Origin of the sequence: Paenibacillus sp. CF384, from assembly GCF_900106745.1 — a bacterium.
In the GTDB taxonomy this organism is placed as follows: Bacteria; Bacillota; Bacilli; order Paenibacillales; family Paenibacillaceae; genus Paenibacillus_Z.
In genome coordinates, this window is the sequence record NZ_FNNV01000001.1 from 820,527 (window position 1) to 838,596 (window position 18,070).

The window sequence follows — 18,070 nt, forward strand, 5'->3', positions numbered from 1 at the left end:
AGCAGACCTCCTTAATTCTTGGGGCGTGGCTTCGCGCGGTTCGTCGGCTCGGCCTCCAGCGGATTATCCGGCCAGTAGTGCTTGGGATAACGGCCTTTCAAATCCTTCTTAATTTCAAAATAAGCATGCTGCCAGAAGCTCGCTAGATCCTGCGTCACCTGTACGGGTCGCTGTGCCGGAGAGAGCAGATGAATCGTCACGGGCAGCTTCCCTCCTGCAATGCGGGGCGTTTGCTGTAATCCAAACAGCTCCTGCAGCCGAACGGCAACAAAAGGAGCTGCCGGATCGCTGTAATCGAACGGAATCCGCGAGCCGCTCGGCACGGTGATATGAGTCGGTATCTCCTGATCGAGCTCTGAACGTTCCTGCCAAGTAAGCAGCGATTCCAATAGAGTCACCATAGACAACCGCGACAGATCGCTTCGACTTCGCATCCCACCTATATAAGGTGAGAGCCAATCAGACAACGTCGCAATTAAAGCCTCACTCGAAACATCGGGCCAGTTACTATTGTGCGTATGCATAAGCGCAATCCGTGCTTGCAGCTGACGGGCCTGCTTCGACCATGGGAGCAGCTCCAAACCTTGTTCAGCGATACCGCTAAGCAGCGCCTCTGCGACAAGTGCCGGCTCAGCATCCGTGAGCTGCGTTTCTTTGAGAATTAGCGAACCAAGCCTTTGTCTGCGCCGTGCCCGCACGGACTCCGTCTGCCGATTCCATTTCACTTCCGTTTCCGTCTCGATCTGATCGGCAAAATAATGCTCGATCTCCGCAAGCGTAATCGGCGCTGCTAGCTGAATGCGGCTGTCGCTCCCGCTGTCTTCCAGCTCCGCTGCAGCCAGATAAGCCAAGCTCGATAACGGCTGCAGCTCTTGAATGGCTGCGCCTCGGCCGCTGCGGAGCAGGTAGCGGCCGTCGCTGCGGCGCTGCGCGATGCGGTCGGGATACGCGAGCCCGAGCAGCAAGCCGCAGCTATCGCCAGACTGCTGCGCCGCCGCCGCATCATGGATGCCCGCTGCGCGCATCCATTCCCGAGCCTCCGCGGCGATGCGTTTCACCGCAGCCTCGTCCGGCTGCTCGCCAGCGGCCCGCCCATGCAGCGCATCTAAGCGAAGCCGCATGTCGATGCTGCGCGATTGGCGCAGCAGGTCGCGGTCGCTTAGCAGTGCCGCAAGCTCGCACGCGAGGCGGCCAAGGCCGAGCTTCTTGGCTTGCAGCACCATATGCGCAAGCCTAGGGTGCATGCCAAGCTCCGCCATCTCGCGTCCGTGAGCGGTCGGCTTCCCGTCCGCGTCAATGGCTTCCAGCTCGCGCAATAGCTCCAACGCTTGCGAATATGCGGCCGCCGGCGGCTTCGTGAGCCAGGCCAAATCTTCGCCCGGATCTGCGATCCCCCAGATCGCCAGCTCTAGCGCAAGCGGCGCCAAGTCGGCACCGAGCAGCTCCGGATCGCTCTGAGGCTGCAAACGAGCATGCATTTGCTCCGTCCACAGCCGGTAACAGTAACCCGGCGCTTCCCGACCGGCACGACCGCGCCGTTGATCTGCGGAAGCGATGGAGACAGGTACCGTCTCCAATCTCGCCATTCCGGTCCGAGCCGAGAATCGCGGTACGCGGCTTAGTCCGGCGTCCACCACAATTCGCACGCCGCGCACCGTGACGCTGGATTCGGCAATCGAAGTGGCGAGGACGATTTTGCGCAAGCCCGGCGCGGAAGGTGGCGCGACGGCACGATCTTGCGCCTCCGGCGGCAGCGCGCCGTATAGCGGCATAATCGCGAGCAATTCCGCTCCAGGCAGTGAAGCGGACGACTGAGCGGCTCGCAGCAGCCCTTCGACCCGCCTAATTTCACCGACTCCGGGCAGGAATACGAGGGCATCCCCATCATGCTGACGCATCGCTTCCATTACTGTTCGAGCAGCAGCATCTTCCATTCTGCCGGATACCGGCTTGTCAGCATAATAAGTCTCGACCGGATAAGCACGACCTTCGCTCACAAGCATTGGAGCATCGCCGAGCAACGAGGCAACAGGCTCTGCTTCAAGCGTCGCCGACATGACAAGCAGCCGCAGTTCCTCACGCAAGACGGACTGCGTTTGCAGACAGAGCGCCAGCCCTAAGTCTCCGTGCAAATGCCGCTCATGAAACTCGTCGAAGATAACGAGTCCAACGCCTTCAAGTGCCTGGTCCGCTTGCAGCATCCGCGTCAGAACGCCTTCTGTAATAACCTCAATAACGGTATTCGGTCCGACTTTGGTATCCATCCGCACGCGATACCCAACCGTTCCTCCCACTTGTTCGCCGAGCGCTGATGCCATATAACGAGCGGCCGATCGAGCCGCCAAACGGCGCGGCTCCAGCATGAGGATACGCTGGCCTTGAAGCCACGGCGCATCCAGCAGAGCAAGCGGTACTCGTGTCGTCTTCCCCGCGCCGGGGGAGGCAACGAGCACGGCAGAAGTCCTTTCTTCGAGCACCTGCCGCAGCTCAGGCAGAAGACTATCAATCGGAAGCGGTTCTTCAGCGCGAACCGTTCGATTGTGATTTCGTTCGTTCATGATTCGTTCCCCTGTCTCTCAAACTCATATGTCCTATTATAGAGACTTACCGCTTTCATCGTCAAAACTCAAAAAACCGCCAGAGACAAGTCTCTGACGGCCATACCAATCACTATGACGTTTCGAATATACAGCTGCCGTGTTGCAAGAAGCTCATCCAAGCTGTACCAACGAATGCTTTGGCTTCTCATACCATTCCTTTAAGATGTGCTCCGCCTTCTTACCATAAATATCAAAGCCAACATTCGACCCAGCCTCTTCCTTGTCGTACAGCTTCACGCTCCAATCCCACCAGAAGAGACCGGCAAACCATGGCTCGTCCCAAAATACCTTCAAGACCGAGCTGTAGAAGTTCGCCTGCTCCTCTTCACTGACTGGCAGCTCGGTATGCGAGAAATCCCAAGGCATCGTCGCGCAGCCATGTGCACTTCTGCATCCGATCTCCATGAAGATGATCGGCTTGCCGAATTTCGCATGAAGCGCAGCCATCTTCTCGCGTACCGGGAGCCAGTTGGCAATCATGGCTTCCTCGCTGTCACCGGGATGATTCGCAACCGGATAATAAGCGCTCGTGCCAATGAGATCCACTTGGTCGAACCATTTGATTCGCTCCTCCGATCCGTGGTTGGCATTATAAACGATCGGCCCGTCATAGATACTGCGGATTCGCTCGATCAGCCGCGTCCAATGCTCCTCCTTCGCTTCGGTTTTCACCATTTCGCAGCCGATGCAGAACATCTCGCAGCCTAGCTCTTGCGCGAGCTCCGCATAGTGACTCAGAAAATTGCCATATGAATGGAACCACGCGTCCCAGTAAGGCTCGGCACCGGATTCCTCCGGGAAGCCGATATGCGCGCGCCAGATCCCGTCCTTGGAGTTGACGACGGGCTTCAAGCATACTTTCAAGCCCAAAGCTTTGGCTTCTTTTACGGTGTGCTCGATATCCCGATCGGTCATCGTCAATCCGTAATCGAACGGAATCTCTGTGGCATACACGTTATTTTGCATCGTATAAAAGGATAATGCGATCCATTCGCTGCCAGTCTCGCTCAGCTTGCGGAGAGAATCAACGGCATAGGGCTGCCTATAGGAGCCTCGGGAACTATTCCATCCATACGTCATCCCTTTAATGAACAAATCGGTCGGCACTCGCCTTCTCTCCTTTACGTTGTTAGTCTCTTGTTCGCACTACCGGCAGCGGATAGTTTCTCAGGTCCGGAAGCTCGTCGCGCGTCAGCGTAAACGCATGATTGTATACTTTCCGCAGCATCTCCCAGTCGGTAAACTGCTCCGACTTTACGAAATCGCCGTACCATGTACAATTCCACGCCCACAGTGCCCCGTCCGCAACCATGCGGTCTGGGTCAGGCAGCGGCCCGTTCTCCGAAAGCGCGATGATTTTGGCAACGCTAGTATAATCAAGCGCCTGACGGAACCGCATTTCGTTCGAAACGTAATTGCGCTCCGGAACATAAACGTCCTCACCGATGATGTCGACGTATTCGTCGCCCGGATACCAGTCCTTATGCTGGCCGTTCCAAACCCAGATTAGGTTATGGAGCCCATGCACACGGGTCATGCGGTCGACCATCAGCTTCCACAGCTGAATGCAAGGCTGCGGCCCTTTCGCCCCCCACCAGAACCAACCGCCGGATGCTTCGTGAAGCGGCCTCCATAGAACAGGTATGCCTGCGTCCCGAAGCTTCGCCAGTAAGCCCGAAATCGCATCGATATCGCGCAGAAGGAGCCGATAGTCCTCGGAATCCGGATCCTCCATCGCTGCCGCAAGATCGAATGTCGTCGCGGATGTATAAAAGCCTCGATGCCATCCATTGTCGGGCGGCTGATCGACAAGATCCTTCGGCGCGTTCCAGTGCCAGCAGAAGGTAACGATGCCGCCTTCCTCCCACCACTTGAGCGCCAGCTCCGTGTCCGTCCCAACCGCTCCGCGCTCCAAGCGTGAGGGGGAATCGTTCATGAAATCGAATCCGCCGACAGCCGGATATTTGCCCGTTTCACGGTAGATAAAATCCATTTCAGGCGTCGTGACAACGCCAATCTGCTGTCCTGTCAGCATGCTGCGTCCGTACGTATCGCATAAATAAGCCATCAGCCGTTTGGCGCAATCATCGGCATTCGGATTGATTAAATTCGGCTGCACCTGAAATTGCCTGTGATCTCCAGCGTTTGCTGACATACTCTGCCTCCCATGCTTAAGATCGTCATGCCACACTAGTTAAGTGTAATCGTAAACGCCAAATCGGATTGAGCAGTATAAGGCGGTGAAACCAGTACGAGCTTGCCGTCCGCCGCTTCTACAGAACCAGCTGCGAGCGATACGCCAGTCCAAGGATCATACCAAGACAACGTATACGTACCGGCCGGCCAGCTAGGCAGCGTTACGGACTTGCCCCCGGCTCCTCCGTTCTCAGCGAGCAGCCAGCCATACGATTGAAGCTCCCCTTGCATCGCCCAAGCCTGCGCTTGTCCGCCTTCATCGCCTTCCGCACTGCTCACCGGAATGCGCTTCTCGCGAAAATCAATACCCGCCGTAAAAGCGGCCAAATGTTTCATATGCTGGAACATATCATCACTTACTTGCCCGAAATCCCACCAGAACGGCGAGGAGGCCAAGCCGCTTGCAAGAGAAATCCAGATGGACTGATGGTATTTCAGCGTATCGGTCACATTCCCCGTTTCACCGATGATAAGCGGCTTCTCATAACTGTCCCATCGTTTGCGGATATCTTGGGCGTAAGCCTTGTAGCTAAGATTGTAGTAGTTCTCCCGATCGGCGAGATCCAGCGTCTTATAGCCGTAATCCCAATAATCCTGACGATTCCCGGCCATAGAGCCCATTGTCGGATGTCCGTACGGATCATGTTCTTTGAAATAGCTGTGCACCTTCGCCGTCCAGGCATCGGTATCAGCCGTACTGCCTTGCACCCAGCCATCCGTGCCGTTAATCTCGCACACCAAGTCCCAAATACCGATTGCGCTGCTATATCCCCAGCGGGCAATGATGTACCGATAGAGATGCTCTTGATAGACCCACATCTCTTGGTCTGTGAAGAAATCCTTTGCTTCGCCGAGCGCTGAGTAACCGCTTTTCTCCCATGCTTTCGGCCACCCGTCCAAAGTGTCGGCCAGCGAATCATGCGGCCAAATGACGAAGTTCATATGCAGCTCCCGCTGCTCGAACGACTCGATCAAGTCATCGATCCGCTTCGCCTTCAGCGGGTCGATTTTCTGGACGCCGAATGTGACGGATTGCAGCTGATTACTGCCGCCGCCATTGCCGGAGCTGTCGTAATTGCCGTTCCAGTAGGTAATAAGGTTGCCGCCGTGCTCTGCGATCTTATCGAGATTGGCGTCGGTAATTCCCCACGGATAGGCCACGCCTACGCCGTAGAAGGAAGAGCCGTCTCTATATTCAAGATACCGTTTATTACCGTCCGACACTTGAATCCAGCCGCGGTTGTCAGAAGGAGCTGCTTCGAACGAACCTTGCGGCCCTTCGCTCGAAGAAGTCCCTGCCGCTGTTGCACGCAGCTTATAGCTCCACTTGCCGGCTTCATCCGGCGAGAACCGGACCTTCCAAGCAAAACCTGTACCGTCATAGAAACCATTGACCGACCAGTTCTTCCCGCTTGGTGAAGTTAAGTCCATTGATACGTCAATCTCGCGCGGATCATAAGGATTCTTGTAATCGGCATCCAGTTCAAACGTCAGTTCGAATTTCGCATAGAGATCGACTGTAGCTGAATTTGCTACGACTTTTTGAATAACCGGCAATTTCGCTGTTGGCGTTGCATCCGGCGCCTTTTCAGCATTGGCTGCCGCTGCCGGCTCCTTCTGCTGCGGTCCGGTTTGACTACCCGGACTGTTACCGGCAGTCAGCACCATGTAACCGACTGCCGCCAGCACGAACAAACTCCCCACTGTAATAAGGGCTAACTTGTTGCGATTAATCATGTGTGATGTCTCCCCTTGGGCTGCCGGTTAACCAACGACGCCTGTCCGCTCGACGCTCTCTACGAAGAACCGTTGAACGAACAGATACATCACCACAAGCGGCGCGATTGCCAGCAGAATCCCGGTATCCACGATCATCGACACCAGGTTCGGATCGACCTTCACGTTCGAGCCTGCGCCAACGCCAAGGATGCCCGGCAAATACTGGTTGGCGTCAGCCGGCAATGATGCGATCTTGATTGCCATGAGATTGCTTTGGCTCATAAAGAGCGAGCTGTAGAACGTATCGTTATACTGCCAGACGAATGCAAACAGCGTGACCGTGATCAATGGCGGAATCGCATTCGGCAGCATGATCGTGAAGAACGTCCGGAAGCCGCCCGCTCCGTCGATAAGCGCCGCTTCTTCAATTTCCGCGGGCATGCCCCGGAAGAATTGACGGAAAATATAAATGTACAAGCCCGACTTCAAGCCATTGGCAAGCGCGGCCGTAATCAAGGATGGTCCGTACGTATTCAGCATGTTGATGCCCTCTTTACCCGTAAACAGGTTCACTAGGCCCAAGATGTCAAAGTTGCGGAAGTGCAGATACATCGGCACCATCAGCGTGCTTGACGGGATGAGAATCGTCAGAATGACGAGCGTGAACAGAATGTTTCTTCCCGGAAACGTAAACCGCGCAAAGCCATAGCCCGCAAGCGCGCAAGATGCGGCTTGAAGCACCGTCGTCGAGACGACGAACAGCAGCGTGTTCTTCAGCAGAGACCAATAATTCAGCACGTTCATCGCGAGCTTAATATTGTCCATCGTGAAATGAACGGGAATCATATAGATGGTCGGATTGTAAATATCGGCCTTATCCTTGATGGCGACCGAAAGCTGCTGAAGGAGCGGATAAATGATGACGAACGAGATGCCAATAATCAGGATGTAGCGAAATATGGACCACAGCAGCTCAATCGATTTGTTCTTCGCCTTCTGCATCCTCAGAACCACGATTTCGTTCTCCATAAGCGAACCCTTCATGCCGTTCTCCTCCCTTCTGCGTCAGTTATAGTAGAACACTTTCCTGGAAACCAGAATGCCGACGATAACGAGAACCAAGCTGATGACGATCGTATAGATCCAGGACATGGCGGCGCTCAGGCCGAAATTTTGCGCTTGGAATGCCGTTGTGTAGATCGTTCTGGTAAGCTGGCTTTCCGTAAAGGAGTCGATAATCGTATAGATGATGTTGGTCAGAATAAGCGGGCTAACCATCGGAAACGTAATCTTCCAGAAGGTCTCGTAAGGCGTTGCCCCTTCCATCTTGGCGACCTCGTACATCGTGACCGGAACAGACTGCAATGCCGCTAGAAAAATAAGAATTTGGACGCCGGAGCTGCTGATGATCTCATAAATCCGCTGTACGGCATCGATGATATATTCGATGAAGATAGTCGGCATGCCCGCATCGGCAAGCATGAAAGCGAGCATAAGCGGATCGAAGCCGTTCTGCGCCAGACCTAATTCCTGTGCGACCTCGGAGCTCCCCGTCAGTTGAATCAATCCGGAGGATTGAGCTGCGGCCACTGCACCCGAAGCAAGAATGACCGGAAGGAAGAAGATCACTCTCGCAAGCGGACGACCTTTAAACTTAGAGTTGAGCATGACGGCGGTAAATAAGCTGAAGAACAGGATCATCGGCACGTTCCATGCCATTTCCGTCAGCGACTCGGTAAGAATCCGGTTATAGTTCGGATCGACGGAGAGCGCGTCGGTAAAGTTCTTCAGTCCGATAAAGTCGAGCGAGTACCCGCCCGGAGCTACCTTCAGCTCGCTGAAACTGAATCGGATAGATTGCACTAGCGGCGTCGCGAACAGGAACACGAAGCCTAGCAGCCAAGGCGTAATAAACGCGATTCCGAGAAATGCACGCTTCTGCGTCAAGGTTAATCGTCTAAGGTTCACGAGTTGTCACCGCCTACGTAGAAATTTTTGGCCGCGATTTGAACGCCATTGATGGTGACCGGCTTCTCAGAATAATTCACGTAAACGGAGGTGCCGTCATCATAAAGCACTTGCACGACGCCAGGCTGATGCTGGATATGCTCCGTAATCGTCCGGTTCTGCAAGCCTGCGAGCGCCTTGTTCACTTTACCGTACAGACCGGAAGCTGCTTGGAGCCAGTCGGTATAGTGCGTCGAGAACAACGATTCATAAGCGGTCAATTTCAACTTGGACGACGATTCATACGACCAGTAGAAATGCGGCGCTGCTCCATACTCCATCGCACGCAGCAGATGGTAGTTCAAATCTTGATTGTCATCCAGATTAATGGCAGAGCCGGCATAATTCTTGTAACCGTGAATGACCATTTCGTAGAAAGGAATCTCCTGATCGGTAATGCTGAAGCCGCTGGAGGACATCGGTACGTCGATCAGCTCATCCGCATATTTGAGCGCATAGGCGTTACCGCCGGTCAGCAGCATATTCGGGTAGCTCTTGTCCAGCTTGCCTAACTGCTCCGTAACGATGTTCTTCGCGACATCGCGGAATATGACGCGGCTTACCCGGTAATCGGACTGCAGCAAGTCTCCCATATCGCGAAGCGATACGGCATCGATTCCGTAGCCGTCATAGCTGTCGATGAATTGGTCAACGAAGTAAGGCAGCTTGGCCGGAGAAAGCAAGTAAAAGGAACCAAGCGAGATATCCATCGCGTTGAACGCGCGATTGATTGGCGCAAGCATCGCTTGCTCCCGTGTTACGTAGCGCGCTGCGTCCGAAGCCGGCTTAAAGCTGCGATTCTCGCGGAGCACATGCTGGAACGCGACATCCGGATATAAACGGCCGCCCATCGACTCCAGCTTCTCGGACAACTGCTTCAGCTCCGTTTTACTGCCAAGCTCGCTGTCCAATTTAACGTTCTTCGCGATTTTATGATCGACGCCTTCATTGAACCAACCGACATAGCGCATTTGGATGTTGGAAACGCCGGCTGCCTTCAGCTGATCGGCCATTAGACCGGCTTGTTCGATCGTCGTCATCGACATTAGACCTTTATACGGAATGCCGAGGAACGACTTGCGTTTGTCCACAGCACCCAGCACATCGAGGTAGAACGGCATTCCGCCTTGCGAATTATTCGACTGCAGCACTTTATCCTGAACCAGCTTCTCGCGGTAGTGCTTGGCCATGCCGGAGTAATTCGCCTCGCTTCCGGATAAGAAGCTGTAACGGACCTGCAGATCGCCTTTGAAGGAATCCTCGGTCAGAAGCTGGATTTCATCTACTTTATTGCCTTTGTAGATTTCAAGCTCATCTTCCCCCCGAATGGCGAAGCTCGCGTAAGCATAGTTGTACGAATTTTTGCGGCCGCTGATATCGGCGTTGATGCTGGCAATGCCTTCGCCTTTCTCGATCGTGGCGAACCAGGCGTCATCGCCGGATTTCATGCCGAATACCGGCAGGCGCGCGGCTTCCGACAGCTGTCCCCGGCGGCGGGAGTTGTTGTTCTCGTCTTCGCCGTAGACGCGCTGGGCATAGACCTCTTCTTTGATTTTGCCGTTGTTCAGCTCGATCAAACTTCCGGAGCCATCCGGCACAAGCATGTAGCCTTTCGCATCGGAGCCGGCTGCTCCGAAGAAGTCAAGCAGCTCCACCGTGCGGATTTGATAGCCCTTGCTTTCCTGAATCTCTTGAACAGGGACGCGGACCGTCAGCGCATCGCCATCTAGCCGATATTCGATCGGAACCGTAAAGTTCGGTCGGCTCGCTCCTCCTTCGACAGACAATCCGTTCTCTTGATTGTCAGCGGCCAAATCCTCTGCCGTATAGCCCGCTTTTGCAAAAGCATCCAGCATTCTACTTAGCACCAGCGCTCTGGAAACCGCCGTATCGAGTCGCTCCAATACCTCCGGATTGTTCTCGAGCGGGAAATACCGGTTTCCTACGTATTTCGCCGTCGCTTCATCAAGCTTGCTGTATACCTTCTCTTCCATGCGCTTCTTGCTGATTCTCTTCGGCAGCGCATCGATGCCGAGCGACGTATCCCCGATCGTATACGTGAGCCGAATACCATTCTCGATGCCCTCAGCCTTAAACTGCTTGCGAGCGATACTATCCGTGAAGTTCGTAATCGATCCAAGCGTCCCGATTGCATCTCTATAATTGATCGTGATCTGGGCGGCCAGTCGGTCCTTCTCGAAAGGCGATGCTTTAGCGTCCGACCCCAGATCCTCTGGATTGCTCCGCCATACTTTGCCGCTGATTCGGTTAAGCACCGCGATTTCGGTCGTATCCGGGTTGATATACAGCGCGAGCGAATCCGATTGGGCAGCTAGCTTCATGCCCGGAACGGCAGGCGTGCTATCCGTCAAATACTTAAGCTCCGAGGCCGCGGTCGGCTTATCATCCGGCTGCATATATGCACTTACCTCGATTGCCGGCGCTCCTTTAGTAGACTGGTAATAGGCGAGAGCCGAGATGCCCGCTATCCCGATACAAGCCAGCGCCGCATACCATTTCATTCGCTTATTCAAGGGTGCGGCCTCCTTTACGTACGGAATATGATTTCTCTATACACGTCATAGACGAACCAATAGATTTGCAGACCTAAGCTGAATGCCAGCGTGCCAAGGAATACAACGAAACCCATCGCTACAACCGTCAGCGCCAAAGTAAGAACCGCTTTTGCCGGTGTATACTGATGAACCGTCATGATGCCGATGAACAGCAAGAGGAGGAACCAGATGCTCGCTATGCTGTTGACCAGCCAGTAGAAAGGCGTCTCCTCCTGGGTCATAAACCGACTAATAAACGTAATCGGCAGATTGAGCAGCACCATAGGCAGCAGCGCATACCCGGTCGTCATCACGATTTCCTTGAACTTGCCTTCGCCTTCCATCAGCGTCGTGATCGACCAGTTCGCTATGCAGAACAGGAAGAACGGCAGTACCGTGAACTGCAAATCATCCAAACTGTTTAACGATCTCGGATCCACGAAATTGACGAGAAAACCTGCGAATTGCTTCTGCAGGATGAGCGTCAGCACAAGCAGCAAGAGAATGACCAAGGAAACTCTGACCTTCCCTTTGCTCTCGAATTTCATATCCCAAAATCCGTCGAACGGATGCAAGATGAGATGGAGCGGAAACTTAATATAATCCTGCTTCACGTTTCACAGTCCTCCTTCTTATGACGTTCCTGATGATGCGGAACGCGACGAATGCGGCTACGAGCGAGATCAGCACCGTCATGAACGGGCCGAAATTGTCCTTCATCACATCTCGGCGAAATCTCTTATATGCAACGGAGTAGTTTTTGCGGCTCATGCCGAGCTTGAAATATTCCATCGCCTCTTCGTTCTTCTTCTCCATGAGCAGCGATTTCCCGATGCCCAGGTAAGCGATCTCGTAGTTCGTATTCAGACGCAGCACTTGGCTCCATATCTTGACGGCTGCGTCATCATTCCCGCTATAATGCTGTATCGTTGCTTGTCTCACCAAGCTGCCGAATTCCGTCGGACGGAAGACCGCAACATTGTTCTTGCCCCGGTCGAGCACGGCGAGCTTATCGCCGATTCGTTCCACGGCGACCGGCGTATTGAATACGCCAAGCTGATTGCCCCTGTCTCCGAATGCATAGAGCAAATCGCCCTCGTCATTGTACGTGAACAGACGAGCTCGATTGGAATCCAGCGCTACGTACATGCCGCCATCCAGCACCTTGATATCGGTGAGCTTCGATGGGCCTGAGTAATTACCGAACCTGCGAAAACGGATGTCGCCTTTGACAGGCCAATAGCCATACCGTTTAAGCACGTCTTGACCGGACGGATTAAGCCGTTTGATCGTTTCATCCGACGTGTTATCGATGGCGGTCGCATAGACGAATCCTTTGCGGTCAATATCGACGCTTGCGAATTCGGTTGGGATGAACAGCTCCATCTGCTGCTTCTGCGTTTTCGTGGACAAGGATCTCCAGAGCCGTTCCCACAGGCTTGGCGATACGCTAATCGTACCGACGTAGCCCATGAACAGGCTCTTGTCATCGAACTGCATGATGCCTTCGAAGACGCCTCGGGCGACTACGAATAATCGGTCCGCGCTGTCAACCGTCACCTTAAGCGGCACAAACTTGAAATCCTTCGGCAAAATATCCGATTTCGGACTTTCGACGATCTTGATTAGCTTACCGGTGTTCGAAAGCACGACAACCCGATTGTGCTCGGTATCGGCAACGTAGATCTCATTCTTCTCCGAAACGAACAGCCCTTCCGGCGCAGCGAATCCATCTTCCTTGCCGTTATTATCGAACTTGGTAATGATCTGCTTGACGATTAATTGACTGTCAACGATAACTACGCGCGCATTGCCGCTGTCCAGGATATACATGGTGCCGTCCTGAGTCACATACATATCGTTAGGCTGATTGAATTCGCCGACGCCCAAGCTGCTTCCGGTAATCGCATAATCCGGTAAGTAAGGGGCGGGCAGCGGCACGGCATCCCCGTAGAAATCGTAATTGTAAGCTTCGTAAGGCGCAGCTGCCGAGGCCGGCGGCGGCGGAACAACGATCGTCATCACCAGCGCTATAATCGCAGCAAGCAGGAGCACTCTCTTTCTTCGCATGCTTCCACCCCCTCTAGTCCTTCATGCCGGACGTCGTCATCGTTTCGATAATGCGGCTTTGCGAGAATATAAACAGGGCAATCGGCACGCTCATGAGAATCAATGCGACAGCCGAGCCGACGCCGGCACGGGCGATCCCGCCGAAAATAATTTGATTGGACGCATAGTGAAGCGTTTTCAACTGTTCGCTATAGATGAATCCGTTGCCGTCCGTCCCCCAAAGCATTTGGAACAAGAGGATAACGAGCGTCAGCCAAGCCGGTTTCACGTTCGGCATGACGATTTGCCAGAAAATACGGTATTCGTTAGCCCCGTCGATCTTCGCCGATTCCAGAAGCGCGTCCGGAATTTGCTCCATGAACTGCTTCATTAAGTAAAGGCCGAGCGAGAATGCGAAGGCTGGCACGATGACCGCCCAGTACGTGTCGATTAATCCGATCCAGGACATGACCATATAGTTCGGTATTGCCGTGACCTGAGGCGTAAACATCAATGACAGCACGACGACCGTGAAGATGATTTTGCTGCCCGGAAATTTGTGCTTGGCCAGCGGATAAGCCGCCGCGGAAGCGAGCAGAACGTGACCGACGACGCCCATCCCGGTAATGAAGAACGTATTGAAAATATAGCGGGAAAACGGTACCCACGATTGACCTAGCAGCGTCATCAAATCGATGAAATTGCTCGTGGTCGGATGCCTGACGAATAAGGTCGGCGGGAACAAGAAAATTTCGTCCAGCGGCTTGAACGCCGCATTAATCGCATACACGAGTGGCAGTGCCATGAAGGAAGCGACAAGAGCCAGAAAGACAGTCAGCCAGAACGTTCCGGCAAAGGAACGATTAACGCGTCTTTTGCGAAGCGGTAGCACGAGCTTCATGCGATTAGTTCCCCACCTTCCTGAGAAGTCGTTGAACCGCCAAATTCGCGCCAAGCATCAAGAGGAACAAGACGGTCGCGATCGCGGAAGCGTAACCCATTTCGAATCGAATCGTACCGAAGTCGATCAAGTGCGTAACGATCGTTTCCGCGGCGTAGTTCACACTCGGGAAGCCGGCCAAGTAGATGGAAACATCCGCTATGGCGAGTGACGCCGTGATCTGGATGACGGCTCCGAACATCAGCTGCGGCTTCATCGACGGCAGCGTAATATACCATAGCTCCTGCCAACGATTCTTGACGCCATCGACGGCGCCCGCTTCATAGAGCGTCTTGTCTACGGTCTGAAGCCCTGCGATGAAGGCAAGGAATCCGGTGCCCAAGCTCAACCATAATTGAACGAGGATGACGATTGGCATAATCCACTGTTCCGTTTTTAGCCATAGAATCGGGTCAAGGATGACCCCCATCTTAATCAGGAATCCGTTCGCGATGCCGTATCGGTCGCCGGAGAAGATCATCTGCCAGAGAAAGTAAACGTTCCCCGAAATGGACGGCGCATAGAACACAAGCGTCATGAATGCGCGCAGCTTCGGCCGAAGATCGTTAATAAGCCATGCAAAGATAAAGCAGGCTATGTAGCTGAGCGGGCCTGTAATAACCGCGAAGAGGATCGTGTTCTTGACCGCAATCAAGAACACGTCGTCTTCTAGAAACAAACGGCCGTAATTTTGCCAGCCGATAAACTTTGGAAATTCAAGCATATTGAAATAAGTGAAGCTGATCACGATGGACATGATGACAGGCAGAACCGTAAATACGGCAAAGAGCAGCAAGTAAGGCGACATTAGAACATAAGAATGCTTGTGTGCCTTCATGATTTCCCATTTGACAGCCCACCAGCTCGGAGTGCTCGTCGCCGCTTGTCCGGCCACTGTCGTTGTTCGTTGATTTGGCATATCGATATTTGACATGTAGACCCCTCCTTTATTCCGGCAGGCCGAATTCTTTGCGTTTCGCGCGAATTTCATCTTGGATATACTGCGCGTAGTCGAGGATCGCTTCGCGCGCTTCCGTATCCGCACCAACGACGACTTTCAAGAATGCGTTCTGCAAATGCCGTCCGGTGAAGTAACCGCCCGGAACTTCCGGAATGCCGCGGACCCACTCAAATTCCTCTTTCAAGCTGTCATAATCGGCCACTGGCCAAGGCAAGCTGTCAAGCGCTTTGACGTTCGCGGTCGGATAGCGGGCCGATGCGCCCATAAGCGCTTCCATTTCGCGGCCATACTTCGTCTGCGCTTCCTCGCCTGTCCACCATTTCATAAACTGCCATGCGGCATCCTTATCCTTCGCGGCATTAAGCATCAGCGTGCCGCTTCCATTGCTCGGCGTATCCCTGCGGATTGTGCCATCCGGCTGTTTCGTGCCCGGAATCGGAACGAAGCCCCACATGCCGCGTATTTCCGGAGCGAATACGGACAATTGGTTATACGTCGTGTAGTCGACGATGCCGATCGGCATCTCACCGGTTCTAAAGCGGTTCGCGAAATCGAATTCACGCTCGAGCTTATAATCGCTGTAGAGGTCGGTCCAAGTTTTGAACGTTTCAACGCCGATCTTGGAATCCAAATCAGATTCCTTGCCATCGTTCCTATAAAATTGCCCGCCGTTCTGCATGAGCATCGTAGCAAAGATGGCATTCGGCGGAATGTTCTGCCCCGGAATAGGTACGGAGGTCGGCGGCGTTGTAATCGGCATGCCCAGCTGCATCCGGTTCTTGTTCAGCACGGCGAGCAGCTTGTACATATCGTCCCAAGTCTGAGGCACTTCAAGGCCAAGCTCGTTAAGTACATCCTTCCGATAGAAGAGCATATTGAACGTTTGGGTCTCCGGCAGCGCGTAGACACCTTTCTGATACGTGAACGGAACCAGCGCGCTTGGACGGAACCAATCGGCCACTTCCTTGTAATCCGGGAATTGGGATAGATCCGCCGCAGCTTTGCGCATCGCATAGTTCACCGGAATATCGTTGCTAATTTGCATCGCTACATCCGGCCCTTGGCCTGCAAGCGTTGCCGGCAGCAGCGTACTCATCTGTACCAGCTTCAGATTCACGTTAATGCCGGTTTGCGGCGTGAAGGTTTCGTCGATCATCGCTTTCAACGTATTCGCCTGGTCACGGCCGCTTCCGATCCAAACCGTAATGGAACGCGGATTCTTCTCGTCCGAAGCGTTGCCGATTTGGTTGTAGTCGATATAGAAGGAATACGCGAACGTCATAATCTCATGGCTAAGTCTTGTAAAGAAACCATCACCCGCGGAAGGGAGCTTCTTGTTCGGCGAAGCGACATAGATTTCATCGATTTGCAGCGGCATTTCGAGCGCCTTCTGGAGCCAAGTGCCCAGACCGCCCGTGTTGCTCTTGTAGGCGGCAAGTCGGCGAGGGATCGTGTCCGGCTCGTCGATGAGTTCGCCGAGCTGCAGCGCCATCGTCTTGAGCAATGCTTCGGAATCGCTGCTTCCGCCCGACAGTCTCTTCAATTCTTTGCTGACGGCCGTAAGTCTTTCTTCCTCCTGCTTGAACGTCTTCAGCAGGTTCGGCACCTGCTCGTCCACGCGGTAATCACGGAATTTATCCGGGGATGCGCCCGTAATCATAATGACTTTGCGGTACATCGCGTTGAGGTTAAACAAGCTGTCCTTCACTTCGCGGATAAGCGGCGCGAATTCGCCGAGCGTGTCTTCAAGGCGGATGATGTTCTTGCCTTTCTTTAGCTCGAATAGATACGGCTCGTCTCCGCCCATGACATCGACACGGTATCCGCTCTTATATCGGAACGGAATTTGCTCCGCTTCTCGGAATGGCACCTCGCCGTTCACATAAAGCGTCCGAGTCGAGTAGATGCCGCGAACGAATTGCTGCTTGGTCTTCATAGCAATCTTGTATAGTCCGGCTTCTGGAGCGTCTACCTCCCATTCGATCCACTGACCGGGCATTCGCCAATTGTAGCCGCCAATTGTATTCACCCGAACAAGCTCCGGACTATACGGCTTCACGGCTGCGCTGGCCCGCTCGGTCTGCGGATAGAGCGTCGGAGACGACTTGGCACGCGCATTCTCGGCTTGAACCGTAATGAGCTGACCGTCTGTTTCTTTCAATCCCTCCTGCTCGTATCGCTTTACGGTCTCTTCATATAGCGCGGGATGCTTGTCTTGGTACAAGCGCAGCTGCCGAATGACCATGGGCTCGCGCTGCGATACGAAGGAGAGGGTGTGCGTTCCGGCCGTTAAGTAGAACCGGAAAGGATCCGCATAGTAGCCGTTCGAATCCTTTAGCAGCACTTCGCGCCACTCGGGCCGCTCAAACTGCTGAGGACGCAGATCGTTTCCGCGGTTGTCCCGCTTCACCTGATCCAGCTGATTGTCCCAGATACGGTCGAACTGCAAATACCCCGCTTCCTCGAATGGCAGCGCGCCGTCGATTAACAAAGAACGCTCGATGCTAGAGCTTTTTCCTTTAATGGGATAATACTGCACCGACATATTGTAAAAGCCCGCTTCAGGGACGCTCACCGTCCAGTCGACTCGCCCTTGCTCACCGCTCATAAGCGAAGTGCCTTTCATCCCCTCATAATTGTCGAGTTTCTCAAAGTCATCGCCGTCCACTTTGTCATAATCAGAAGCGTTGATGATGACTTCGCGATCAGGAAACCCGGCATTCTCATTCTTAGCCAGGTATGATGTGTAATCTTCTCGTTCTTGCTGCAACGAGGTCCATGAACCACTTACGAACGTCGACTTCCCGCCTGCTCCGCTCACGTCGTCAGCCCCAAGCTGCGTCCAGAGCACAATTAGCCCGACCGCTCCAATGATCCCGATCGACCATACCGTCAACTTCTTCTTTCGAACAGTTCCTTTCACTGTCAGCCCTCCTATGCGGCGACTTGATCTGCGGCCAACCTCATATTTTTTCACCTAACAAACTAAAAAATAAGTTAGGTTGTTATGATCACGAGCTAAGTTGAAGCTGCATCCTGCAAT

General features: G+C 53.8%; 12 protein-coding genes. All 12 read right to left on the reverse strand.

The features are described 5' to 3' along the window. Positions 1–11: 11 nt before the first annotated feature. The 12 genes from hrpB to BLW29_RS03915 all read right to left on the reverse strand — a co-directional run bounded on the left by hrpB (position 12) and on the right by BLW29_RS03915 (position 17,950). Entirely contained in the window at positions 12–2,558 is a 2,547-nt protein-coding gene (gene hrpB, locus BLW29_RS03860) for an ATP-dependent helicase HrpB (protein WP_090976348.1), read from the reverse strand. A gap of 153 nt (positions 2,559–2,711) precedes the next feature. Continuing rightward, on the reverse strand, positions 2,712–3,680 hold the full coding sequence (locus BLW29_RS03865) for a glycoside hydrolase family 113 (RefSeq protein WP_090977102.1): 969 nt from the start codon (positions 3,678–3,680) through the stop codon (positions 2,712–2,714). A 49-nt stretch (positions 3,681–3,729) separates the two neighbouring features. Beyond that, positions 3,730–4,755, reverse strand: a complete 1,026-nt coding sequence (locus BLW29_RS03870; RefSeq protein ID WP_090976350.1) for a glycosyl hydrolase — start codon at positions 4,753–4,755, stop codon at positions 3,730–3,732. Between the two features lie 35 nt (positions 4,756–4,790). After that, positions 4,791–6,533 carry a DUF5060 domain-containing protein gene (locus BLW29_RS03875; RefSeq protein WP_143044351.1) on the reverse strand — a complete coding sequence of 581 codons (1,743 nt, stop codon included), beginning with the start codon at positions 6,531–6,533 and terminating at the stop codon, positions 4,791–4,793. Between the two features lie 27 nt (positions 6,534–6,560). Beyond that, positions 6,561–7,559 (reverse strand): carbohydrate ABC transporter permease, encoded by a 999-nt coding sequence (locus BLW29_RS03880; RefSeq protein WP_256208299.1) that lies wholly within the window; start codon positions 7,557–7,559, stop codon positions 6,561–6,563. A gap of 21 nt (positions 7,560–7,580) precedes the next feature. After that, positions 7,581–8,483, reverse strand: coding sequence for a carbohydrate ABC transporter permease (locus BLW29_RS03885; protein WP_090976352.1), 903 nt, complete (start codon positions 8,481–8,483; stop codon positions 7,581–7,583). Further along, positions 8,480–11,056 (reverse strand): DUF5696 domain-containing protein, encoded by a 2,577-nt coding sequence (locus BLW29_RS03890; RefSeq protein WP_256208301.1) that lies wholly within the window; start codon positions 11,054–11,056, stop codon positions 8,480–8,482. Before BLW29_RS03890 ends, BLW29_RS03885 begins: the two co-directional genes overlap by 4 nt. A gap of 14 nt (positions 11,057–11,070) precedes the next feature. After that, positions 11,071–11,691 carry a Yip1 family protein gene (locus BLW29_RS03895; RefSeq protein WP_090976354.1) on the reverse strand — a complete coding sequence of 207 codons (621 nt, stop codon included), beginning with the start codon at positions 11,689–11,691 and terminating at the stop codon, positions 11,071–11,073. Continuing rightward, complete coding sequence (locus tag BLW29_RS03900) at positions 11,672–13,147, reverse strand: NHL repeat-containing protein (protein WP_090976356.1); 1,476 nt, start codon at positions 13,145–13,147, stop codon at positions 11,672–11,674. The genes BLW29_RS03895 and BLW29_RS03900 overlap by 20 nt, the downstream gene beginning before the upstream one ends. A gap of 13 nt (positions 13,148–13,160) precedes the next feature. Next, entirely contained in the window at positions 13,161–14,027 is an 867-nt protein-coding gene (locus tag BLW29_RS03905; RefSeq protein WP_090976358.1) for a carbohydrate ABC transporter permease, read from the reverse strand. A gap of 4 nt (positions 14,028–14,031) precedes the next feature. Continuing rightward, a complete protein-coding gene (locus BLW29_RS03910) occupies positions 14,032–14,904 on the reverse strand; it encodes a carbohydrate ABC transporter permease (RefSeq protein WP_256208382.1) in 873 nt (290 codons plus the stop codon). A gap of 109 nt (positions 14,905–15,013) precedes the next feature. After that, positions 15,014–17,950: an extracellular solute-binding protein gene (locus BLW29_RS03915; protein WP_256208303.1), complete on the reverse strand. Its 2,937-nt coding sequence runs from the start codon at positions 17,948–17,950 to the stop codon at positions 15,014–15,016. Positions 17,951–18,070 lie beyond the last annotated feature (120 nt).

Bases quoted from the DNA above. Each gene is read 5' to 3' on its own strand.
- hrpB (WP_090976348.1), bottom strand. From the start codon at position 2,558: ATGAACGAACGAAATCACAATCGAACGGTTCGCGCTGAAGAACCGCTT.
- BLW29_RS03865 (WP_090977102.1), bottom strand. From the start codon at position 3,680: ATGACGTATGGATGGAATAGTTCCCGAGGCTCCTATAGGCAGCCCTAT.
- BLW29_RS03870 (WP_090976350.1), bottom strand. From the start codon at position 4,755: ATGTCAGCAAACGCTGGAGATCACAGGCAATTTCAGGTGCAGCCGAAT.
- BLW29_RS03875 (WP_143044351.1), bottom strand. From the start codon at position 6,533: ATGATTAATCGCAACAAGTTAGCCCTTATTACAGTGGGGAGTTTGTTC.
- BLW29_RS03880 (WP_256208299.1), bottom strand. From the start codon at position 7,559: ATGAAGGGTTCGCTTATGGAGAACGAAATCGTGGTTCTGAGGATGCAG.
- BLW29_RS03900 (WP_090976356.1), bottom strand. From the start codon at position 13,147: ATGCGAAGAAAGAGAGTGCTCCTGCTTGCTGCGATTATAGCGCTGGTG.
- BLW29_RS03905 (WP_090976358.1), bottom strand. From the start codon at position 14,027: ATGAAGCTCGTGCTACCGCTTCGCAAAAGACGCGTTAATCGTTCCTTT.
- BLW29_RS03910 (WP_256208382.1), bottom strand. From the start codon at position 14,904: ATGAAGGCACACAAGCATTCTTATGTTCTAATGTCGCCTTACTTGCTG.